Source organism: Bradyrhizobium sp. SZCCT0153, from assembly GCF_018129995.1.
Lineage (GTDB): Bacteria > Pseudomonadota > Alphaproteobacteria > Rhizobiales > Xanthobacteraceae > Bradyrhizobium > Bradyrhizobium japonicum_G.
The window spans coordinates 633,146-655,768 of the sequence record NZ_JAFCKS010000001.1 but is presented as its reverse complement, the minus strand read 5'-3'; the positions used below and the strand labels follow the sequence as shown (position 1 = coordinate 655,768).

Sequence of the window (22,623 nt, the reverse complement as noted above, 5' to 3'; positions counted from 1 at the left end):
CCGAATGTGCTGATCGCGCAAGGCTCCCGCAGAGCTGCGTCAAAAGCGGACAGTCATGCCGACGTGACTCGCAGTGAACCCAAGCCGCTTGTAGAAGCGCTGAGCATCGACTCGCGTCTGATGCGTCAACAGTTCGACCAGATTGCAGCCGCGCGCTTTCGCTTCCGCGACTGCCCAATGCACCAGCAATTCACCGATGCCGCGGCTGCGACAATCGGAAGCAACGCGAACGTCCTCGAGCAGGCCGCGGATACCGCCTTGCGAACTGATGCCTGGCAGCACCGCGAGTTGCAGGCAGCCGACCACCCTGCCCTCGCTCTCTGCGACTACGAGCGCGAGATTGGGATCGCGCTCGACCCGCTCGAACGCCGCGTAATAGACCGCAGGCAGCGGATCCTCCACGCGCTCGCGGGCGCGCCCGAGATGATCGTCGGCGAGCATTGCGATCATCGCAGGGACGTCCTCGCGACGTGCGGGACGAATGGAAACGGACTTATCGTTCATGCGAAAAGCTCCAGGCTCAACGCGCCGATGGAAGGCCGAGATAGGCCTCGGCTTCGCCGATCCAGCGGCGGACGGCAGCAAAGCGACCGAGATCGAAGCCGCCCTCATGCGCAACGCGGGTATAGGCGAGCAGCGACAAATCGGCGAGCGAAGCTCCCTCGCCCGCGAAGAAGCGGCTGCCGGAGAGATGCTGCTCCATGCGTTCAAGCGCCGCATAGCCGCGCTTGACCTTCTCGGGATCGAGATCCGCCGCGTCCTTGCCGAGATAGACGAGCTGGAAGCGGCATACCGCGATATAGGGCTCGTGGCTGTACTGTTCCCAGAACAGCCATTCGTCCATCTTGGCCGCAGCAAACGCATCGCGCGGAATCAGCGCGCTGTCGCGGGCGAGATAGCGGATGATGGCGTTGGACTGCGCCAGCGTGCGGCCGTCGTCGAGTTCGACGGTCGGCACCTGGCCGGCACCGTTCATCTTGAGGAATTGCGGCGTGCGGGTCTCACCCTTGCGGGTGTCGATCTCGACCCAGTGATAGGGCAGCGCGAGCTTGTCGCAGACCCATTTCACCTTCAGACAATTGCCGGAATTGGTATCGCCGTAGATCTTCATCGCCGTCGCCCCGCTCAGGGCGACAGAGCATCAGGACGGAGGAAACCTGTCAACCGGCGCCATGCGCGCGCGTCAGAACTTGTAGCCGAGGCCCGCGCGGACGGTGTTGATATTCGTGTCGATGCTGCTGGTGAAGCGGATGTATTCCCATTCGGCGCGCGCGAACAGCCCGCCGACGAGGTTGACGTCAACGCCAAGTCCAGCGGTGTAGCCGTAGATCATGTGGTTGTGCACGGTATCGTTGGCGGTCAGCGGCTGGAGGGTCGTATAAGCTCCGTTGATCGTGGCGCTGACCGCGTCCTCGACGAGCACGCTGCGCGAGATATCGGCCTTGCCGAGCGCGAAGCCTCCGAAGATGTATGGCAGGAAGCAGCCCCAGGCATACGCCGCGCGGCCGCGGAACGTCGCCATGTCCGAGATTGAAATTCCGGCCGACGATGTCACCCTGACATCGTGGAAGAAGCCGTCGCTGAGCGCGCTGCCACTGACAAGCTCCTTGGACGCTTGTGACGTGCCACCGAATGAGCCGTGCAGATAGCTCACCTCGAGGCCGAGGACGACATCGTCCCACTGGCCGTTATATCCGAAGAAGGCACCGTAGCCGCTCGACCGGGTCGACTGCCCGCCGAGGCCGAGATTCCAGTTCGCCACGTCCATCTGCTGGATAACGTTGTGGTCCAGCAGCGTGTCCAGCATCGTCTTGTTGCTGCCGCTGAAATGTTCGTCCGACGCGCCGTAGCCGCCCTGGGCGCCGAAATAGCTTCCCTGCCAATTGACGTTGGACTTGCTCAAGCCGTCGGTGAAGCTGCCGCGCAGGATCGGCAGATCCGGCATGTCGGCCGCGTGCGCGGCAGATACCGTCCCCAACATTGCCGCCGCCAACAAAAGCCTACGCATTGCAACGCTCCATCGAACTCGAACTTTCGCCATGATCATGGCTCGTTAACCTTAACCAATGGTTGCGCCGGAGCCCTTCGTCACCGCTCGCCATGAAAAATACGCAACGCAAAACGGCGCGGGATGATCCCGCGCCGTTAAGAGGTCTTAAGCGATGAGGCTGCTGATCAGCCCTTGGTGACGAGCGGCGGCGGCATGTAGGCCGGCGGGCTGCTGAGATCCCAGCGCACGCCGAGCTTGATGTCGTGCGAGGTGATGTCCTTGATCTTGATCGAGCTCGGGCCTGAGCCGCTGTTGTCGAACAAGCGATAGTTGCCGGGCGCCGCGTCGCCGAGATCCATGTAGCTGTAGGCCAGTTCGACGGTGAACCCGGGATTGACCTTGTAGGCGAGACCGGCATGGGCCGCCCAGGCCAGATTCCACTTCCCGTTGTCGGCGAAGTAGGCGACGCTGTTGTTGAGGCCGGGGCTGTACGACACGCCGTCGTCGCGGAAGCCGCTGATCTTGTTGTAGGAGCCGCCGACACCGGCACCAATGAACGGAGTGATGCACCACCAGGTGCCGAGGTCGACGTAGGCGTTGGCCATCACGACCCACTCGGACTTGCTGCCGGTGTAATTGTTGACGCCGACGAAGCCAGGTCCAACGACGTTGTCGCTGCCGTGCAGATTGGCTTTGCCGCGATACTGGCCGATCACGTCGGCGCGGAACCAGTTGTTGAAGCGATAGCCGGCACCGAGGTCGAACAGCGGTGACGAGTCGAAGCCGAGCCCCTCCGTCGTCTTCGTGAACCCAGGCGCTATGGTGCCCTCGATGCTCTTGGCGCGCTGATTGGTCATGCCGACGTCGCCGCGCAGATACCAGCCGCCGAAGTCGGCGGGCGGAGCCGGCGGAGCGTACATCGGAGGGGGCGCCGCGATCGGCATATCGGCGGCGAACGCCATCGACGAGATCAGGGTTGCCGCACCCGCGGCAAGGAGAGACTTCACGCTACGCATTGGCTTCGTCCTTATGGCCGGTGAGGCAAAATGCAGATGCCTCACGTTCTGGAAACTCACAGGACGGACGATGGCAGCAAATGTTTAAGCGCCACTTAACCCTAATTTTTAAGGTTGATTTTTTCTGACCGCACACGCGGATGCGGCCAGAGCATTGCAAAAATGCAACGCATGCGCGCCGCAATTGCTAACGATTGATGAAGCCGCAATGCAGCGAAGCAGGATTTGTTAACGCGCGTGCCGCGGCAGCTTGGGCAGGAACACCGCAAGCAGTCCGATCGCCGGCAGATAGGCGCAGACCTGATAGACGAACGCGATCGAGGTGTGATCGGCGAGCTTGCCGAGCACGGCGGCGCCGAGGCCTCCGATGCCGAAGGCGACGCCGAAGAACACGCCGGAGATCATGCCGAAGCGATGCGGCACCAGCTCCTGCGCGAACACGATGATCGACGACGTCGTCGAGGAGATGATCAGGCCGATGATCACCGACAGGACCGCGCTCGCATAGAGGCCGGCATAGGGCAGCGCCAGCGTGAACGGCAGCGCGCCCAGGATCGAGATCCAGATCACGATCTTGCGGCCGAAGCGATCGCCCAGCGGTCCGCCGAGAAACGCGCCGACCGCATTCGCCGCGAGGAAGATGAAGAGGTACATCTGCGCGGCCTGGGTCGACACGCCGAAACGATCGATCAGGTAGAAGATGTAATAGCTCGACAGGCTCGAGACGTAGAGCTGCTTGGAGAACAACAGCGCCACCAGCACGAGAAGCGCAACGACGACGCGGCGCGAGCTCGGCGCATCGGGATGAGCCAGGGCCGCCACCGTCTTCTTCGCCTTGATCTGCGGCGCGTACCAGCGGCCGATGCGCCAGAGGATGAGAATCGCGAGGAACGCGATCGAGGAGAACCAGGCGATGCTGCCCTGCCCGAACGGCACCACGATCAGCGCGGCCAGCACCGGCCCCATCGAGGTGCCGAAACTGCCGCCGAGCTGGAACACCGATTGCGCAAAGCCGTAGCGGCCGCCCGACGCCAGCCGGGCGATGCGCGCGGATTCGGGATGAAACACCGCCGAGCCGAGCCCCACCAGCGCGGCGGCGACGAGGATGACGAGATATTGGTGCGCGGCGCTCAGCAGCAACAGGCCGAAGAAGGTCGAGGCCATGCCGATCGCCAGTGAATAAGGCTGCGCCTTCTTGTCGGTGTAGTGCCCGACCACCGGCTGGAGCAGCGAGGCCGTGAACTGGAAGGCCAGCGTGATCATGCCGATCTGCGCGAAGTCGAGCGCGTAGGTGTCCTTCAGGATCGGGTACACCGAGGCGATCAGCGACTGCATGGTGTCGTTGAGGAAGTGCGAGACGCTGATGCCGGCAAGCACGACATAGGCCGGCCCCGCACCCTTAGCGGCGGGCGCCACGTCGCTGACGACGACGGGCTCGGTCAGCGTTTCCTCGGAGACGACGACAGGCTTGTTCAATGGCGCATCCCGGCAGGCGCGGCGAACCGCCGCACTGCCTAACTACGATGCCAGCTGCGGCCGAACCACCGCCAATCGTCGATGGCTGGGATGCGCGTGTGCTCTCGTCGCTTACCCTCCCCTGGAGGGGGAGGGTCGGCTCACATTGAGCGCAGCGAAAATGTGAGACGGGGTGGGGTGACGATCCCTCCGCACCCCATACTGCCCGAGTGGAGAGATCACCCCACCCCGCTCGTGCTTCGCGCGAACGACCCTGCCCCTCCAGGGGAGGGTAAGAAGACCTCAGGCCGCTGCCTGACCCAACGCCGAGACGATGGTGTCGACGACGTCCTCGACCAGGATGCGGTCCTCGCCCTCGCCCATGACGCGGATCACCGGTTCGGTGCCGGAGGAGCGGATCAACAGGCGGCCGTGGCCGTTGAGCCGCTTCTCGCCGTCGGAGATCGCCGATTTGACGTCGGAATCATCGAGCGGCTTGCCGCCCTTGTGGCGGACGTTCTTGAGGATCTGCGGCAGGGGATCGAAGCGGTGGCAGACTTCCGACACCGGCCGGCGCAGCTTCTGCACCACCGCAAGCACCTGCAAGGCGGCAACGAAGCCGTCGCCGGTGGTGGCGTAGTCGGACAGGATGATGTGGCCGGACTGCTCGCCGCCGAGATTGTAGCCGCCGTTCAGCATCTGCTCGAGCACGTAGCGGTCGCCGACCGGCGTGCGCACGAGATCGAGCCCCTGGCCTTTCAGGAAGCGCTCGAGCCCGAGGTTGGACATCACGGTGGCGACGATGCCGGGCCGCGACAGCCGGCCGTCCTCCTTCCAGCTCTGCGCGATCACCGCCAGCAGCTGGTCGCCGTCGACGACATGGCCGCGCTCGTCGACCAGGATGACGCGATCGGCGTCGCCATCCAGCGCAATGCCGATGTCGGCGCGCATCTCACGCACTTTCTTCGACAGCGCTTCCGGCGAGGTCGAACCGCAATCCTTGTTGATGTTGAAGCCGTCCGGCTCGACGCCGATCGGCACCACGTCGGCGCCCAGCTCCCACAGCGCTTCCGGCACCACCTTGTAGGCGGCGCCATTGGCGCAATCGACCACGACGCGCAGACCATCGAGCGACAGATCGCGCGGCAGCGTTCGCTTGGCGAATTCGATGTAGCGGTCGTGCACGCCGTCGATGCGGCGGGCACGGCCGAGACTCGCGCTCTGTGCGAGGCGCTTGTCGATGGGCTCGTCGAGCAGCTGCTCGATCTGCTTCTCGACGTCGTCGGAGAGCTTGAAGCCCTGCGGACCGAACAGCTTGATGCCGTTGTCCTCGAACAGATTGTGCGAGGCCGAGATCATCACGCCGAGGTCGGCGCGCATCGACTTGGTCAGCATCGCGACCGCCGGCGTCGGCATCGGGCCGACCAGCAGCACGTCCATGCCGACCGAGGTGAAGCCCGCGACCATGGCGTATTCGATCATGTAGCCGGACAGGCGGGTGTCCTTGCCAATCACGACCCGGTGGCGGTGGTCACCGCGCTGAAACGCGAGGCCCGCGGCCTGGCCGACCTTGAGCGCGAGCTCCGGCGTGATCAGTCCGTTGGCGCGGCCCCGAATCCCGTCTGTCCCGAAATATTTGCGGCTCATATCGTCCCCCACGCAACAACCAGGGTCCCCCAATACAACCGCGGGCTGCCCGAACGGGCCCCGCATCCCTGATTTGCTGAGGTGTTATAGAGCCATCGCGGCTAACTTGGCTTCAAAAAATATGATGAATCATTACGGAACCGGCCCGGCCGCCGGCCCGATAACGTCTTGTTAACATTATATTTCCGGCCGAAATGGCGAAACAGGGCGGAACCTGCCTAGCCGGAGCGCTTCACATGGCCGTCGCCGCGGCTCGGCGCCGGCTGGGTGACGTTGACCGGATCGGAGCCCGGAAAGGTCTCTTCCAGACCTTCCTCCAGCGCTTCCTCGAGATCATGCTTCTCCTTGATCTCTTCCGGCGAAGGTCCGGCGTGCGGCTTGGTCATGGCGCCCTCATCTCAAACGATTTGGCTGTGCATCCAACCATGCTAGATGACCCCTCGATCTTCCGATGCAAGACTCCTGACACCAAGAGACTTTCCGATAGAAGACGGGCCGGGGAAACGTTCATGAAGCACATCACCTGTATCGACGATCTTCGCACGTTGCATCAGCGCCGCGTTCCGAAGGCGTTCTTCGACTATTGCGACCGCGGCTCCTATGCCGAAGAAACGCTGCGCGCCAATCGCGACGACATGCAAAACATCAAGTTCCGCCAGCGCATCCTGGTCGACGTCTCCAAGCGCGACACCTCCACCACGATCCTCGGCGAACCCTCGTCCATGCCGCTGATGCTCGCGCCCGTAGGCCTGCTCGGCATGCAGCATGGCGACGGCGAGATCCATGCCTGCCGCGCCGCGCAGGCCGCCGGCATCCCGTTCACGCAGTCGACGATGTCGATCTGCTCGATCGAGGACATCGCCGCCAATGTCGAGAAGCCGTTCTGGTTCCAGCTCTACGTGATGAAGGACCGCGGCTTCATCAAGGCGCTGATCGAGCGTGCGCTCGCCGCAAAATGCTCGGCGCTGGTGCTGACCGTCGACCTCCAGGTGATCGGACAGCGCCACCAGGACATCAAGAACGGCATGACGGTGCCGCCGGAATGGTCGCTGTCGAAGCTGATCGATTTCGCCACCAAGCCGGCCTGGGTGTCGGGGGTGCTCCAGGGCAAGCGCCGCACCTTCGGCAATCTCGCCGGTCATCTGAAGGTCAGCGACGACATCACCTCGCTGTCGACCTGGATCAGCTCGCAGTTCGACACCTCGCTGAACTGGAAGGACATCGACTGGATCCGCTCGATCTGGCCGGGCAAGCTGATCCTGAAGGGCATTCTCGACGTCGAGGACGCCGAGCTCGCCGCCAAGACCGGCGCGCAGGCGATCGTGGTCTCCAACCATGGCGGCCGCCAGCTCGACGGCGCGCCGTCCTCGATCGAGGTGCTGCCCGAGATCGTCGATGCCGTCGGTGACAAGGTGGAGATCATGTTCGACGGCGGCATCCGCTCCGGCCAGGACGTGATGCGCGCGCTCTCGCTCGGCGCAAAGTCCTGCATGATCGGCCGCGCCTACGCCTACGGCCTCGGCGCCGGCGGCCAGGCCGGCGTCGCCAAGGCGATCGACATTATCCAGAAGGAGCTGCTCACCACCATGGGCCTGTGCGGCGTCAACAGGATCGACGAGATCGACGATCACATCATTGCGGTATGAGGCACAGAGGCGCGAAACGCGCGCCTCAAATGTCGTCCCGGATCTGCGCTTCGCTTGTCCGGGACGACCGCGAGGATGTGGCGGCAGCATCCGCCTCACATCGGCGGCGTCAGGCCGTCAACGGCCGACGCTGATGCGATTGGCTTCGAGTGATCCATCCGCCAGCGGCTTGACGAAGGCGATGATCTTAGCGCCGGTCTTCAGTTCGGCTTTCTCGCCGGGCACGGAGATTACGCGCTAATCTCTCAAGTCTTTGTGAGATCGGCCTCGACCAGCGCACGCAGCTCGGCCGTGACCTGCGGCCGCCGGCCGAACCACAGCTCGAAGCCGCGCACCGCCTGATGCAGCAGCATGCCGAGCCCGTCGGCGGTCTTCAGGCCGCGCGCTTTCGCGGCCGCCAGCAGCGGCGTCACCAGCGGGACATAGACGAGATCGGCGACGACGGCGCCATCCGGCAGGCGCGACACGTCGATTTCGAGCGACGGCTGGCCGTGCATGCCGAGCGAGGTCGTGTTCACGAGAATTTTTGCGGCCGGCAGCACGTCGCTGATCCTGTCCCACATGACGGGATGCACGTTCTCGCCGAACTGCTTCACCAGCGCCTCGGCCCGCGCGATGGTGCGGTTTGCGAGATGGACGCGCTTGAAGCCGCGTTCGAGCAAGCCGAACACGACGGCGCGGGAGGAACCGCCGGCGCCCAGCACCACCGCCTCGGCGGCGCCGTCCCATCCGGGCGCACTGGCATCGAGATTGCCGAGAAAACCTTCGACGTCGGTGTTGGTCGAGCGCAGCTCGCCATCCGCAAACCACAGCGTGTTGGCTGCGCCCACGGCCATGGCGCGGGCATCGGGCGTCGACAGCGCCAGCACGCCCTCCTTGTGCGGGATGGTGACGTTGGCGCCGACGAAGCCGCGCAGCGACAGCCGCAGCACGAAATCGCGCAGATCATCGGGCGGTACCGCCTCGATGACGTAGCCGCCCTCGATACCCAGCGTGCGCAGCCAGTAGTGATGGATCAGCGGCGAGCGTGAATGCGCGGCCGGCCATCCGATCAGACAGGCTGCGGGAGCCTTGGTCACGGTCGTCCTCCCCTCGGGTCGTTTCGGAGGCGATCCATTTCGCGTCCCGCAGGCTCTGTCAAGCGCGCGGGCGCCGCATCGGGAGGGGCGCGGCGCTAGGTCGTGCCCGCGTCACCTGCCGCGGGCTGCGCCGCGCCGCCCTTGATGTCGGCGACCGCACGCGCGATGGTCTCGCGATAGCGGGCGCGCGGCGGCGTGACGCCATGGGTGAGCAGCGCGCGGCGGACCGTGGGCGATGCCCCGGTGATGAACAGCCGGATCCCCTGGCGGTGGGCCTTGGCGGCGACGCGGCCGAGCACGTTTGCCGCGGTGGAATCCAGGAACGGCACGTCGGCGAAATCGACCACAAAACCCTTGCGCTTGTCGGCGACGCCGTCGAGCACGCTTCCGATCGCCGAGGCCGCGCCGAAGAAGAACGCGCCGGTGATGCGGTAGACCAGCACGTCGCGATCGACCGCGAGCGCGGGATCGTAGGGCACGCGCTTGCCATTGCCGTCATCGGGACGATCGGCGACTACCAGCGGCGAGCGCTCCTCGATGCCGGTCATTTCCGCCATGCGATGGATGAACAGCACCGCGCCGAGCGCGAAGCCGACCAGGATCCCCTCGGTCAGATCGCGGAAGATCGTGAGCAGGAAGGTTGCGAGCAGCACGACGGCATCGCCCCAGGAGGAGCGCAGCAGCGTCGTGAATTCTTGCTTCTCCGCCATGGTCCAGGCCACGACGACGAGCACGGCGGCGAGTGCGGCCAGCGGAATGTAGCTTGCGAGCGGCGCCGCGATCAGCATGAACAGCAGCAGGAAGACCGAATGCAGCATGCCCGCGAGCGGTCCGCGCGCGCCGGCGCGGATATTGGTCGCGGTGCGCGCGATCAGGCCGGTGACGCAGATGCCGCCGAACAGCGCCGAGCCGACATTGGCCGCGCCTTGCGCGACCAGCTCGCAATTGGAGCGGTGACGGCGTCCGGTCATGCCGTCGGCCACCACGGCGGACAGCAGCGATTCGATCGCGGCCAGCAGCGCGAAGGAGATCGCGTCCGGCAGCACCGCTTGCACCTTGGCAAGCGAAAACGCCGGCAGCGCCGGCGACGGCAATTCGCGCGGGATGCCGCCGAATCGCGATCCGATGGTCTCGACCGGCAGCGACAGCACGGCGCTCGCGACCGCCGCAAACACGACCGCGATCAGGATGCCGGGCCAGGACGGCCGCCAGCGGCGCAAGGCGGCGATGATGACGATGCTGCCGATTGCGACGGCAAGCGCTGACGGATTGACGGTAGGCAGGCCTTTGGCGAGCGCTGCGAGTTTCGGAACGAACTCGCTGGGCTCTTTCCCGGCCAGCGTGATCCCCGAGAGATCGCGGAGCTGGCTCGCAAAGATGATCACGGCAATGCCGGCGGTGAAGCCGACCGTGACAGGATATGGAATGAACTTGATGTAGGTGCCGATGCGCAGGAAGCCGGCGGCGATCAGAAAAAGCCCAGCCATCAGCGTGGCGAGGATGACGCCGTCGGCGCCGTGACGGTCGGCCGTCGCCGCAACCAGCACAATGAAGGCGCCGGCCGGTCCACCGATCTGGAACCGGCTGCCGCCGAGCAGCGACGCGATGAACCCGCCGACGACGGCCGTGTAGAGGCCGCGGTCCGGCGTCACACCCGAAGCGATCGCGATTGCCATCGACAGCGGCAGCGCGACGATCGCGACCGTGAGGCCCGCGAACACGTCGGCGCGAAAGTCCGCGACGCCGTAGCCCTCGCGCCAGACCGTGACGAACTTTGGCAGATAGAGTTCTGCAAATGTCGGTCGACGAAGCTGGTGCAGCTTGCCTGCGTGTTCGCCTGTGCTGCTCATGCCCACAATGCTCCGATGCATCGTGCGTGCGACGATGCGCTAGCTCATCCTGATCCCAGGCACGATCATCTTCCGATCAAGCCCCCACACGGCGCGGCGGCCCCGGCTCCTTCAGGCGAACACCACGCCCGCCGCTTTCGCTGCGGGCCTGCTCACCGATCAGCTCGACGCCGGCCCGGTCGAACGCCTCGACCACTTTCATCAAGGTCTCGACCACGCCACGCACATTGCCGGTGCTGGCCTCCATCCGCTGGACGGTCGGCAACGAAACGCCGGCAAGCTCGGCCAGGGTTTTCTGGTCAATGCCGAGCAGCGCGCGGGCTGCCCGCATTTGGAACGACGTGATCACCTTGGCCTCACGTATCAGATCTTATAAGTGATATCTAGTACATGTACAATGATGTAAAATACATCATATGTGGGCAAACGCAAGAGCCAACATCTCCCCGCTTTGCCGGCGGGGGCGGTCGGATCGGTCCGGTGACGGGAGCATCGTCCGGTGCGATCCGGGGGGAGCACTCCTTTGCTACCAGCGAATGTCCGTCCGACTCGTACGACCATCGCGCGCCTTCGGCTTGCAAACCAGATCGCAGTTGCTGAGCCCGCGCGCGCCCCCACTCGCGCTGCAAGCGACCGCGTTTGAGGAACTGTTCTCCCAGCGGAACGTTGGAGCGTTTTTCGGCATGGAGATCACGATGGCGCAGCGGCGTCGGATCAAACAGGTAACGAGTCTGGAATCCAGACTGGCAAGGGAAGCCGCCCGTTTGCGGGAAGAAGCGAAAGTGCTTCCCCCCGGCGTGGAGCGCGAGCACCTGCTGAAAAAGGCTCGCCAATGCGAGACCGGGTCTCACTTGAGCGAATGGCTCCGTGCGCCCGGCATGCAGCCGCAAGATTTTGCGGAATAACAAAGGCATCTGTCCAACGGTACATCGACGAACGGCGGCCGGTGCCTGAAGAAGACGCGTCACGTGGTCTTGGCTGGGTGACTCCGTCAGGCGTCATTGGAAGTCCTCTGCAAGTCTGACAAGGACGGCACCAGGGAGGGCGTCCGCAAACGAGCGGATACCAGCCTCGAACTTGCCATCGTGCAGTCTCGCCCCTGTTCCTTAGCGTGATACAGGGCTATGTCGGCATCGCGGACGAGAGCCCGTTCATCAATCGTAGCGTCGCTCTTTTGGGCGACCCCTACGCTGATCGTCAAATAGCTTCGCGGCGCCCGCGGATGGTAGACTTGCAGCCGCCTGATCAGCACTCGAAGGGCATCGGCCACTTTGACTGCCCTCTCTTCGTCCACGCCTGGTAGAACCATGGCGAACTCCTCCCCGCCATATCGCGCCGAAAGCCCTCCTGTGTTCGCAGTAGCACTTCCAACGACTTCAGCGACGCGCTGGAGACAGTCATCACCGGCCTGATGACCCAAGGTATCATTGAAGTCTTTGAAGTGGTCGATGTCGATCAACAGCACCGAGAGAACTGGATACTTGACGTAAGCCTCGCGAAGGAAGGCGTCGAAGCTGCGCCGGTTGGCGAGCCGCGTTAGACCGTCTGTCGTGGCGAGCTGCGCCAGCTTCAGGTTGGCGGACGACAACTCGTCCTCAAGGCCCTTCTGCTCCGTGATGTCGCGAAGGACTCCAACGATCTCTAACTCACCGCCAAACGATTGCTCTGCCAGCTTGAAGTGGGCGTCCAGCCAGGCCATGGCTCCATCGCCTCGCAGCACGCGGAACCGAACTGAGCTGTAGGCCCTTGCCTGCTTCAATTCGCGGCTCGCGGCTATTACCTTTTCGCGGTCATCGTCATGCACGACATCGAGGCATGAGCGCCCCAGGAAGACGTTCTCGGTCATCCCGAGCACCGGCACCACGGACGGAGACACGTAACGGAGGACTCCGTTTCGGTCCATCACGATCACGATGTCGGCGATGTTGTCCGCCAACAGCCTGAACCGGGCCTCGCGTTCCCGCAGCGACCGCTCGAGTGCCGTCCTGAACCTCAATTGGCTGCTCAACAGCCCCGCCATCCCGATGATGATTGCCACCAGCACGCCTGCCACAACTGCGTCCGAGATGAGATCGGCACGCCAGTTAGCGAGCACTTCATTCTCCGATCGCGCCACCGTCACGACGATCTGGTATTCGGGGTCCCGCTCGTATGCGATGTATTTGGCGAGACCGTCGAACGGCGAGGTGATCTTGTAGGCTCCCGCGGAGCTTTCACTCAGGCGCTTCTGAAAGAGCGAGGTGTCGGCGAACTTTCGACCTGCTTCCACGATTGGCCAACGAGCGAGCATCGTTCCATCGGTAGACAGGAGACTGATGCCGCCCTGGGTGCCGACGCCGAAGGACGAGTAGAAACTGCTGAAGTAACCGCAGTCGATCGCGGCCACCACGACACCTGCGAACTCGCCGCTTGGCGTGGTGATCCGCTTCGACAAGATGATGGAAGGCTGGCCGCTCATCCTGGAGATGATCGGCCCCGTCACGAGCATCTTCGAGCTGGGATTGTCGCGGTGACGCGCAAAGTACGGGCGATCGGAATTGTTGTGCTCCGGCAGGCGTTCAAATGACGAGTATCGCCAGTTGCCCTCCGCGTTAAGCACGCCGATCTCTCGGATTTGCGACAGGGTTCGAGTGGTGGCGATCAGATGGGCATTGAACCGCTCTGGCAATGGATTTTGATACTTCAGCAGGTCCGCCATTCCCGTCATGGCCACGTCAGAGGCCTTGAAGGTGTTGGTCGCGTGCCGGGCGAGCGAACGAGCCAGATTGTTCAGATCTTCTTCTGCCCGGACCAGGGTTGCGTTGCGAGCGACCGAGGTCTTCCAGGAGACCAGACCAAGGACCGAGGCCAACATCAATGCCAGGAATGCGCCGACCATCAGTTGCGGCTTGCGTTGAATCGACTGATGGATATGAGCCATTGCCGTCTGGTCCGTTCGGATGCACCCGAATGATGATCATCATGCAAGGCTTCAGACCGCCTAACGATAGCCCGCTGCTTCGAGAAAAGTGCGTGCCTTCGCTAACGAGACGTTTGGAGTCCTAACGGAATCCGGCAAGCGTTCAGCTTGATCTGGATCAATGCAGATCCACCGAACGAGAATAAGATTTTACCGCTGCATTTTCCGGCCACGATGGGAGCACGCGCTATTCTCGCCGAAATCCGATAAGCGGGCCGGTTGGGACATTAATCATTAGATGATATCCATCATAGTGCACCCTCCGTATCGCCAGCGCCCAATCGAAGCGACAAGGAAATGTTGGAATGCCCAACATAATACCCCTTCCTGCAGTCCGGGGGCCGCTTGCGCACCCCGCGGTCAAACGACTTAACGGCATCAGGGAAGCTGTTGCGAGCCTCGACACAGTGCATCTGAGCACTGCGGCTGACCTGTCTCGCGCCCTCGCGGCACTGGACGCGGCAAACAAATGTATCCGAATTGTATTGAGTGATTTTCGAGACGTGCCGACGACGGCGCAGCTGATCGAACAGTCAGCTGCTTTGAATTTGTTGATCGAATCTGCTCGCGAGAAAGTTGCTGATTTGCGACCATGCGCCACCTAAGCGCCCTTGACGGCTCTCAAGATCAAGCCGGGTGCTCCCCGGGTTTTTGCGGACTGAGACGCTCGGCGGTGCTGCGGACCGATCACTTCGCGACTTTTGAACAATTTCGCCCGAGCGGCATCCTCGGCACTTCAAGAACGGTCGCGCTCGATCCTGCGTCAGCATCCATTCATCGCGCGACGCTGGCTTTGCCGGAGTGCCGCTTGGTGCTGCAACGATCGTTCGCTCGCGAATATGAAGGCGATCTCGGCTCTGATACCTGCGGCTTGGTCGTGCCAATGTCCGACGATCATTGCCACACCGTAAACGGTCAGCAAGTCAGAGGCGATGGAGTTGTCCTTCTGCGGGGAATTGTGCCCTGCCGTGTGGTCGAACCGTATCCAAACACATACGCGCTGGTCCGCCTCGGGACGGCAATGCGCACGAGAGGGTGGGCGGACGTCGAGCAGGGCTTGGGCCTTTTTGGCGCCACCGCTCAACAGATGCATTATTTGCAGCGGGTCTTGTGGAACATCGCCAAAGCGGCATCCGCTTGCCCGGTAGCAGATGACTTCGCGCAACAAGCGCCTGACATGCAGGAAACACTGTACGCCGCTCTGGACGACATCCTGATCCGCCCAGACGCAATAGAATCGCGTCCGAGGTCCTATGATCGCCATCTCAAATTCGTTAGCCAGCTCGATGCCATGATCCAGGAAGCACCCGGCGTCGCGATGTACAGCGAGAACTTGGCTCTCGCCCTCGGAACTTCCGTGCGAACGTTGCAAGCCGCGATAGTGGCCGTTCACGGCATCTCGCTGCACAGATACATTCGGATAAAAAGGCTTTGGATGGTTCGCCGTGCGTTGGCAAAGGCCCACCCGGGAACCAACATCAAGGCCGCCGCTGCCGCTCATGGCTTCTGGCACATGGGGGAGTTTTCGCACACCTACAGAGTTGAGTTCGGGGAGCCGCCGTCCGAGACGCTCATGCGAGCCCGAGGAAAGGCATAGGCTGCTCACCCCACCTCCCCCTCGAGAACGGGGAGAGGTGGAGTGAGAGAGCGATGCCTCCCTTATCGCGCGAAGCCGATCACGCCGCGTGCTGATGCGCGGCGATGATCTGGTCGGCGGCGCGGCCCGTGACTTCGGCCATGTGGTCGAATGTGCGGGTGAAGCTGCCGGCGCCGGCCGTGGCCGACCGCAGCTCGACGATGAGCTCGCCTATCTCGGCTTCCGGCATCATGGCGCGGACACAGTCCCAGCCGCTCCAGCCGTCGCGGGTGTCGAAGCCTAGGATCTGGCCACGCCGCGCCGACAGGATCGCGTTGATCTTGGCGGTGGCATCGGTCGGGCAGACGATCTCGACCACGTGGATCGGCTCCAGCAACACCGACTGGCATAGCGGCAGGCCTTCGTTCAGCCCGATCCGCGCCGCGGTGCGGAAAGCGAGGTCGGAAGAATCGACGCTGTGATAGGAGCCATCGGTCAGCGTCACCTGCAAATCGGTGACGGGGAAGCCGAGCGGGCCGCGCGTGAGCCCGTCGACGACGCCCTCTTCCACCGCGCCGATGTAGTTGCGCGGCACTGCGCCGCCGACCACCTTCTCGGCGAACTTGAAGCCGTCGCCGCGCGGCAGCGGTCTGATGTCGAGCACGACGTCGCCGAACTGACCGTGGCCGCCGGACTGCTTCTTGTGGCGGCCTCGCTGGATGATCGGCTTGCGGATGGTCTCCTGGTAGCCGATCGCAGGCGGATGCGAGGTGACCTTGACGCCGAAGCGGTCGCGCAACCGCTCGCCGGCGACCCGCAAATGCATCTCGCCCTGCCCCCACAGCACGGTGTCGTGGGTCTGGGCATTCTGCACGACCACCAGCGAGGGGTCCTCCTCGTGCAGCCGCGCCATCGCCTGGCCGAGCTTCACATCGTCCTTGCGATCGGTGGCAGCGATCGAGACCGCGAGCACCGGCGCTGTCGGCTCCGCGGCGACCAGCGCTGCCGGCGGCGACTTGCCGTTCGAGACCGTGTCGCCGGTCTTGATCAGATCGAGCTTGGCGAGCGCCACCGTGTCGCCGGCGTCCGCCGCGGCACGCTTGGTGTCGTAGGCGCCGGTGACGGCGAGGATGCCGGAGATGCGGCTGGTCCCGCCGGAGGAGGATTGCAGCGTGGCACCGTCGTCGAGATGGCCGGCGAGCAGCCGTGTCAGCGAGAGCTTGCCGCCGTGCTGGGAATGCAGCGTCTTGAAGACGAAGCCGAGCGCGTCCTTGCTCTCGGAAACGCCGAGACGTTTTGCGGTTTCCTCAATGCCGGGCGCCTCGTGACGCAGCGCCTTCATCAAGCGCAGCACGCCGTTCTCGCGCGCGGCCGCGCCCAGCAGCACGGGACAGATCAGCCCTTCGCGCAATTCACGGGCGAGATCGTCGAACACGGCATCACGCGGCGGCTGGATGTCCTCGAGCAATTGTTCCATCAGCGCATCGTCGTGATCGGCGAGCTTCTCCAGCATCGAGAAGCGGGCTTCCTTCTCGCGATCGAGATCGCCGCCTTCGAGCCCGATGACCTCGGAAGCCTTGTGCTCGCGATAGATGAACGCACGCTCCAGCGCGAGATCGACGAAGCCCTCGATCAGCTCGTCCTTCCAGATCGGGATCTGGCGCAGCACCAGCGGCACGCGCGAGGCGGGCTGGAGCGTTGCGAGCGTCTCGCGGATGCGCTTGTTGGCGCGGTCGATCTTGTTGAGGAACAGGAAACGCGGGATCTTCATCTCCTCCAGCTCGCGCAGGATGATCTGAAGTTGCGGCAGCTTCTTCTCGTCGGCTTCGCAGACCACGATTGCGGCGTCGACCGCGGGCAACGCGGCGCGCATGTCGTGGGCGAACTCGACGGAACCCGGACAATCGAGGAAGGTGTAGCTGTCGCCCATGAAAATCGTGGTGGCGGCAGTCAGCCCGACGGTCATCTTGTGATGGCGGGCCTCGGGCGCGGCGTCGCCGACGGAAGTTCCGGCATCGACGCTGCCGGCGCGCGGGATGGCGCCCGTTCGCGCCAGTATTGCTTCGAGAAGTGTGGTTTTACCGCTTTGGAAAGGGCCCACCAGCGCTATGCACCGTGGACCTCGGGGACTTCTGACGTCTTGTCCCATTTCGCCGCCTCCTTGGTGTGGAGCTCGGCCCATGATTGGGTCGGCAAACGCAGATGCTCTGCCCGTCCCCGAGATTTGGCAAGCGTCAAACGTCGCTGCGGTGCGTCGATGCCGGGATCGTGCCGGCCGGCGCGATTCCCGTCGCGAATTCGTCAACGGCCCGGACGAAGTTCCAGGCTCTCGAGGCCGGCGGCGACGTTGAGGCCGACCTGGCCCTGCACGCTGAGCGGCTGGAGCGCGATCGAATTGTTGGAGCCGCCGACCAGCACGTTGCCGCCGAGGCCGACGCCGACCGACGCGCTGCCCTGCGCGCCCGCATAGGTGCCGGAGAGATCGCCCGGTCCGAGCCGGTCGACCGGTGCGAACACGCCCCAGGCCAGCGCCGTCTCCTGGGTGATGCCGATGTCGAGGCCGACCTTGCGAATGGTCGCGACGTAGCGGTCTTCGGGCAGACCCTCGGCGCGCAGCACGCAGCCGAGATGAGTCACCGATCCCACCACGAAGCCGACGCTGGCACCGCCGCGGCATTCGAGCACGCCGACCCGCACCATCCGCTGTTGCGCGCTCGTGCTCGCGACGGACGCAACGAGGCTGGCGGCAGCGAGCCCCGCGAAGATGAACGAACGACGCATGAAATGTCTCCGGCGATGAATGCGATGGGAGCAGAAAGGGCGCGGTAAAAGCCGCGCGGGAGTTCTATGCCACAAGTGTGATGCCGGTGCCAGATTTCGTGAAGCAATAAAAAAGGCCCGCCGAAGCGGGCCTTGTCGATGTGTTGTCGCGACAGGCTCAGCGAAGATTGCCGCAGAAGCGCTGGATACGCTTGCAGGCATCTTCGAGGTCCGAGGTCGCGGTCGCGTAGGAGATGCGGAACGCGGGTCCAAGGCCGAAGGCCGAGCCCTGCACGACAGCGACGCCTTCGGTCTCCAGCAGCTCGGTGACGAAGGTCTCGTCATTGTCGATCACTTTGCCCGACGGCGCGGTCTTGCCGATCGTCCCGGCGCAGGACGGATAGACGTAGAACGCACCCTCGGGACGCGGGCACTCGATGCCCTTGGCCTGGTTCAGCATGGAGACGACGAGGTCGCGACGCTCCTTGAACACCTTGTTGTTGGCGGGGATGAAGTCCTGCGGACCGTTCAGCGCTTCCACCGCGGCCCATTGCGCAATCGACGACGGGTTCGAGGTCGATTGCGACTGGATGGTCGCCATTGCCTTGATGAGCTGCGCCGGACCGCCGGCATAGCCGATGCGCCAGCCGGTCATGCAATAGGCCTTCGACACGCCGTTCACGGTGAGCGTGCGGTCGTAGAGCTTCGGCTCGACCTGCGCGACTGTGGTGAACTGGAAGTCGTCGTAAACGAGGTGCTCGTACATGTCGTCGGTCATCACCCACACATGCGGATGCCTCACCAGCACGTCGGTGAGCGCCTTCAGCTCGGTCCTGGTGTAGGCAGCTCCCGTCGGGTTCGACGGCGAGCACAGGATCACCCATTTGGTCTTCGGCGTGATCGCGCGCTCGAGCGCCTCGGCCTGAAGCTTGAAGCCGGTCGCGGCGGTGCAGACCACCGACACCGGCTCGCCGCCGGCGAGCGCCACCATCTCGGGATAGCTGACCCAGTACGGCGCGGGGATGATCACCTCGTCGCCCGGATTGATGGTCGCCATCAGCGCATTGTACAGCACCTGCTTGCCGCCGGTGCCGACGATGATCTGGTTCGGCTTGTAGACGACGCCGTTCTCGCGCTGGAATTTCGCGATGATGGCTTCCTTCAACTCGGGGATGCCGTCGACCGCGGTGTACTTGGTCTTGCCGGCTTCGATGGCGTGGATCGCGGCCAGCTTGATGTTGGCGGGCGTATCGAAGTCGGGCTCGCCGGCGCCGAGGCCGATGACGTTGCGGCCCGCCGCTTTCAGCGCACGTGCTTTATCCGTGACCGCGATGGTCGCGGACGGCTTCACACGGTCGAGCGCAGCGGCAAGGAAGGACATCGTCATCTCCTGACAAGCGTCGTGAACCCTTTGGCTTCACGACTCTGATTGTGGGAATGCGTGACCTTAAAACGAGTGCCGCTGCACCGCAAGAAACTTCGGTCCGAACTTCGGTCCGATCTTGCAAAAGTTTGCGGATCCGGAGCGGTTCAATGCGCGACTTCCCGCAATTTCCCGCAATTTTGCCGGGCAAATCGCTCATATCCGGCAAGACCTGTCCTCGGAGCAATTTTGCGCCCATCGCAGGCCTTGAAGTCGACGGCGGTCCGACGCTCGAGAGACGGGCGGAGTGTCGGGCGGATCGACGGCGACCGAGGCGATCACGTCCGTTCAACTCTCTCACGCGAACGCGCCGCGCGATGTGCCCGCGCGTTGACGCAAGCGTGAACCGAATTGCATGCTCGCACGGAAATGATCTTCCGCCGCGTTGCAATGCGGTAGGGTTTTCGAGTTTTTCTACTGGCTGACCCTTGCAGCGGATTCGCATCGGCATCATTGTTTAGCCGCGTCGCGAGGCAACAAGCGCCGCGCCTTCCCGTCTTCCGGAATCATTCTCAGAATGTACAAGCTCTATTCGATGCAGCGCTCGGGCAACAGCTACAAGGTCCGCCTTGCGCTGGCGCTGTTGAACGTGCCTTACGAAGCGGTCGAGGTGGACATTCTGCGCGGCGAGAGCCGCACGCCGGACTTTCTGACCAAGAACCCGTCCGGCCAGGTGCCGCTGCTCGAGGTCGGCGACGACCGCTATCTCGCCGAGTCCAACGCCATCCTCTGGTATGTTGCCGTCGGAACACCGCTCGCGCCGGAGAACCGGATCGACCGCGCCGAAGCGCTGCAATGGATGTTCTTCGAACAGCACGCGCTGGAGCCGAACATCGGCGCCGCCTATTTCTGGCTGTCGCTGGTCAAGGGCGGCCGCGATCTCCAGACCCACTCCCTGGAAGACTGGATGGAGCGTGGTTATGGGGCGCTCCAGGTGATGGAGAACCACCTCAAGACCAACGCCTATTTTGCCGCGCGGCAGCTCACGGTCGCCGACATCGCGCTGTACGGCTACACCCACCTCGCCGACCGCTGCGACTTCGATCTTTCGACCTTCCCGGCGATCCGGGACTGGCTGAAACGGGTGGAGGCTGCCCCCGGCTTCGTGGCGATGGACTGGCGACCGGCCGATGTCGAGGCCCCCGCCAGCATCGCTGCGGGCGCCTGACGGGCGCCCGCTCCAACGAATAGCGGGCACAAGCGTGACCTTTGCCGCATTGTCGCCATTTTCGGCAGGATAGCCGCCGCAATATTGCCGGTTGAAACAGGGAAATTGCGCGAGTCGCGGGTGATTCGCTCGTGCGTTGAAGGATTTAGACAATGACTCGGGCGTCCGGCACGGCAGGCTTTCAAGGCCATCCCGCTACCGTTTCGTCTTCCCGGCTGACCAACGCGGTCGCGGCCTCGCTTGCCGTCGCCGCGCTCTCGCTGTGCCTGATCGTCACCCTGACGGTGCTGTCGACCAAGGCGACCATGGCGATGGGCCTGCCGGTCTGATTCCCGTTTCATCCTGGACCCGCCTTCAAGGCGCCGCGTGGCCCGCGCCGACCGGCATCGCGACAGGACGTCGATGAAATCACCTGTGTTAGTCGTTGCAATCACCCTGACTGCGGCCATCCTCGTCGCGGCGTCGCTGTTGATATTCGTCGGCACGCGCAAAGGCCCGGGGATATCGACGCTGAACGCGCCCGCGCTGCAACAGCGCGAGCGGTCCGTGCATTTGGTCTAAAAACAACCGAAAGCTTTGCGCTTGCAGGCAAGCGCACCTTAAGCGCCCCGCACGAAATCGCATTGCGCTCCTGCAACCATGGGTCAGTCTGGCGGCCTTATCTCGTTCAGGGAGGAACGGGCCAGGCTCATGCGGTTCGGATGGCGTGCCATTTCCGGTCCGGCGCTGACGGCAGCGATCACGCTGCTGGCGATCCTGCTCGATCGTTTTGTCCCCGTCCCCTCGCCTGCGCCGCTGTTCGTCTGCGTCGTAGCCTTGGCCGGCGCATTGTCGGGCTTCGCCTCCGCCATGAGCAGCGCGGCGCTCGCGGTGATCGGCGCAGCGCTGCTGTTCCTCGCCCATGGCGCCGGCCCGTTTCATGCGCCGGCAGATCTGCTCCAACTCGGCCTGCTCGCGATCACGGCCGCGGGCACCGCGGCGATCACCGGCGTGATGCGCGCGCGGCTGCTCGGCACGTTCGCCGCCGAGCGCCGCAACCACGCCACTGCGGCGCGGCTGTCGGCCGCGCTCGACCGGGTCGATATCGGCATCGTGCTGCTCGATGCCGAGACGCGTGCCGAATTCATCAACCGTGCGTTCCGCGATTATTTTGCGGTGCCGGACGACGTCGCCGACGGCAGGCCGCCCTTCATCGCGCTGATGTATCACGGCCGCGACACCGGTGCATTCGAACTGCCCGAGGACGAGCTCGGCACCTTCATCGCCCAGCGCATGGAGACGGTGCGGATCGGCGATGCCACGCCGTTCGACATCGCCTTGCGCAACGGCGAGGTGCTGCGCTTCGTCTGTGCCGCGCTGCCCGATGGCGGCCGCATGCTGAGCTACACTCCCGTGACCGACCTCGTCCGGCACACCGATGCGCCGTCGCGCGCCGACTACTACCGCTCGCTGCGCGATCCCGCCAGCCGCAAGCTGATCCGGTACTTGCGCGTCGCGGAGTGAGGCACAAGCGCGATTGATTGATGCGCCGATCATCACGTATGAAGGACACCTCACCGGCTCTTTGCCTGGCGTCCTCCTGCGGAAGTTCACATGTCGCTCACCATTCGCTCCGTCACCAAGCAGGACTATGATCAATGGCTGCCGCTATGGGACGGCTACAACGCCTTCTACGGCCGCTCCGGCCAGACCGCGCTCGCACCCGAGGTCACGCGCATGACGTGGCAGCGCTTCTTCGACGCCTATGAGCCGGTGCATGCGCTGGTCGCCGAAGGCGACGGCCGTCTGCTCGGGCTGACGCATTACCTGTTTCATCGCAGCACCACCGCGATCGAGCCGTCGTGCTATTTGCAGGACCTGTTCACGACCGAGGCCGCACGCGGCAAGGGTGTCGGCTCGGCGCTGATCCATGGCGTCTACGAGCGTGCGAAAGTCGCAGGATCCCCGCGCGTCTATTGGCAGACGCACGAGACCAATGTCACGGCACAGAGCCTGTACGACAAGGTCGCCGAGCGCTCCGGCTTCATCGTCTATCGCAAGATCTTCTGATCCTC

General features: G+C 64.0%; 22 protein-coding genes. 8 read left to right on the top strand and 14 right to left on the bottom strand.

What is annotated here, in order from left to right; genetic code table 11:
• Positions 1-39: 39 nt before the first annotated feature.
• The 7 genes from JQ572_RS03310 to JQ572_RS03280 form a co-directional block, all read right to left on the bottom strand.
• Positions 40-504: a GNAT family N-acetyltransferase gene (locus JQ572_RS03310; protein WP_211381536.1), complete on the bottom strand. Its 465-nt coding sequence runs from the start codon at positions 502-504 to the stop codon at positions 40-42.
• A gap of 16 nt (positions 505-520) precedes the next feature.
• Positions 521-1,111, bottom strand: coding sequence for a glutathione S-transferase family protein (locus JQ572_RS03305; RefSeq protein ID WP_211381535.1), 591 nt, complete (start codon positions 1,109-1,111; stop codon positions 521-523).
• Between the two features lie 72 nt (positions 1,112-1,183).
• Positions 1,184-2,008: an outer membrane protein gene (locus tag JQ572_RS03300; protein WP_211381534.1), complete on the bottom strand. Its 825-nt coding sequence runs from the start codon at positions 2,006-2,008 to the stop codon at positions 1,184-1,186.
• A 167-nt stretch (positions 2,009-2,175) separates the two neighbouring features.
• A complete protein-coding gene (locus tag JQ572_RS03295) occupies positions 2,176-3,006 on the bottom strand; it encodes an outer membrane protein (protein WP_211381533.1) in 831 nt (276 codons plus the stop codon).
• A gap of 228 nt (positions 3,007-3,234) precedes the next feature.
• The gene (locus JQ572_RS03290) at positions 3,235-4,482 is read right to left on the bottom strand and encodes an MFS transporter (RefSeq protein ID WP_211381532.1); all 1,248 of its coding nucleotides are present in this window, start codon (positions 4,480-4,482) and stop codon (positions 3,235-3,237) included.
• Between the two features lie 282 nt (positions 4,483-4,764).
• The gene (gene glmM / locus JQ572_RS03285) at positions 4,765-6,108 is read right to left on the bottom strand and encodes a phosphoglucosamine mutase (protein WP_211381531.1); all 1,344 of its coding nucleotides are present in this window, start codon (positions 6,106-6,108) and stop codon (positions 4,765-4,767) included.
• A gap of 218 nt (positions 6,109-6,326) precedes the next feature.
• The gene (locus JQ572_RS03280; RefSeq protein WP_199580841.1) at positions 6,327-6,494 is read right to left on the bottom strand and encodes a hypothetical protein; all 168 of its coding nucleotides are present in this window, start codon (positions 6,492-6,494) and stop codon (positions 6,327-6,329) included.
• Between the two features lie 123 nt (positions 6,495-6,617).
• On the opposite strand from JQ572_RS03280, the gene JQ572_RS03275 reads away from it, so the two are divergent.
• On the top strand, positions 6,618-7,754 hold the full coding sequence (locus tag JQ572_RS03275) for an alpha-hydroxy acid oxidase (RefSeq protein WP_211381530.1): 1,137 nt from the start codon (positions 6,618-6,620) through the stop codon (positions 7,752-7,754).
• 245 nt (positions 7,755-7,999) lie between these two features.
• Here the strand turns inward: JQ572_RS03275 and JQ572_RS03270 are convergent, their stop codons facing one another.
• From JQ572_RS03270 to JQ572_RS03260, 3 genes are all read right to left on the bottom strand, one after another.
• Entirely contained in the window at positions 8,000-8,833 is an 834-nt protein-coding gene (locus JQ572_RS03270; RefSeq protein WP_211381529.1) for a shikimate dehydrogenase, read from the bottom strand.
• Between the two features lie 95 nt (positions 8,834-8,928).
• Positions 8,929-10,683 (bottom strand): SulP family inorganic anion transporter, encoded by a 1,755-nt coding sequence (locus tag JQ572_RS03265; RefSeq protein WP_211381528.1) that lies wholly within the window; start codon positions 10,681-10,683, stop codon positions 8,929-8,931.
• Positions 10,684-10,759: 76 nt separating this feature from the next.
• Positions 10,760-11,032, bottom strand: a complete 273-nt coding sequence (locus JQ572_RS03260; RefSeq protein WP_211381527.1) for a helix-turn-helix domain-containing protein — start codon at positions 11,030-11,032, stop codon at positions 10,760-10,762.
• Between the two features lie 334 nt (positions 11,033-11,366).
• On the opposite strand from JQ572_RS03260, the gene JQ572_RS03255 reads away from it, so the two are divergent.
• Entirely contained in the window at positions 11,367-11,588 is a 222-nt protein-coding gene (locus tag JQ572_RS03255) for a hypothetical protein (protein ID WP_372703115.1), read from the top strand.
• Positions 11,589-11,674: 86 nt separating this feature from the next.
• Here the strand turns inward: JQ572_RS03255 and JQ572_RS03250 are convergent, their stop codons facing one another.
• Positions 11,675-13,603 (bottom strand): sensor domain-containing diguanylate cyclase, encoded by a 1,929-nt coding sequence (locus JQ572_RS03250; RefSeq protein WP_211381526.1) that lies wholly within the window; start codon positions 13,601-13,603, stop codon positions 11,675-11,677.
• 712 nt (positions 13,604-14,315) lie between these two features.
• Between JQ572_RS03250 and JQ572_RS03245 the strand changes: the two genes are divergently transcribed.
• Complete coding sequence (locus JQ572_RS03245) at positions 14,316-15,239, top strand: AraC family transcriptional regulator (protein ID WP_211381525.1); 924 nt, start codon at positions 14,316-14,318, stop codon at positions 15,237-15,239.
• A gap of 79 nt (positions 15,240-15,318) precedes the next feature.
• Here the strand turns inward: JQ572_RS03245 and JQ572_RS03240 are convergent, their stop codons facing one another.
• The 3 genes from JQ572_RS03240 to JQ572_RS03230 form a co-directional block, all read right to left on the bottom strand.
• Complete coding sequence (locus JQ572_RS03240; protein WP_211381524.1) at positions 15,319-17,367, bottom strand: elongation factor G; 2,049 nt, start codon at positions 17,365-17,367, stop codon at positions 15,319-15,321.
• 152 nt (positions 17,368-17,519) lie between these two features.
• Entirely contained in the window at positions 17,520-17,999 is a 480-nt protein-coding gene (locus JQ572_RS03235) for a DUF992 domain-containing protein (RefSeq protein WP_211381523.1), read from the bottom strand.
• Positions 18,000-18,156: 157 nt separating this feature from the next.
• Positions 18,157-19,359, bottom strand: a complete 1,203-nt coding sequence (locus JQ572_RS03230; RefSeq protein WP_211381522.1) for a pyridoxal phosphate-dependent aminotransferase — start codon at positions 19,357-19,359, stop codon at positions 18,157-18,159.
• A gap of 559 nt (positions 19,360-19,918) precedes the next feature.
• Between JQ572_RS03230 and JQ572_RS03225 the strand changes: the two genes are divergently transcribed.
• The 5 genes from JQ572_RS03225 (at position 19,919) to JQ572_RS03205 (ending at position 22,618) form a co-directional block, all read left to right on the top strand.
• The gene (locus JQ572_RS03225; protein ID WP_211381521.1) at positions 19,919-20,569 is read left to right on the top strand and encodes a glutathione S-transferase family protein; all 651 of its coding nucleotides are present in this window, start codon (positions 19,919-19,921) and stop codon (positions 20,567-20,569) included.
• Between the two features lie 152 nt (positions 20,570-20,721).
• The gene (locus JQ572_RS03220) at positions 20,722-20,898 is read left to right on the top strand and encodes a hypothetical protein (protein ID WP_211381520.1); all 177 of its coding nucleotides are present in this window, start codon (positions 20,722-20,724) and stop codon (positions 20,896-20,898) included.
• A 37-nt stretch (positions 20,899-20,935) separates the two neighbouring features.
• Positions 20,936-21,130 (top strand): hypothetical protein, encoded by a 195-nt coding sequence (locus JQ572_RS03215; RefSeq protein ID WP_211382440.1) that lies wholly within the window; start codon positions 20,936-20,938, stop codon positions 21,128-21,130.
• Positions 21,131-21,259: 129 nt separating this feature from the next.
• Entirely contained in the window at positions 21,260-22,072 is an 813-nt protein-coding gene (locus tag JQ572_RS03210) for a PAS-domain containing protein (protein WP_211381519.1), read from the top strand.
• A gap of 90 nt (positions 22,073-22,162) precedes the next feature.
• Positions 22,163-22,618, top strand: coding sequence for a GNAT family N-acetyltransferase (locus tag JQ572_RS03205; RefSeq protein ID WP_211381518.1), 456 nt, complete (start codon positions 22,163-22,165; stop codon positions 22,616-22,618).
• The last annotated feature ends 5 nt before the right edge of the window (positions 22,619-22,623 follow it).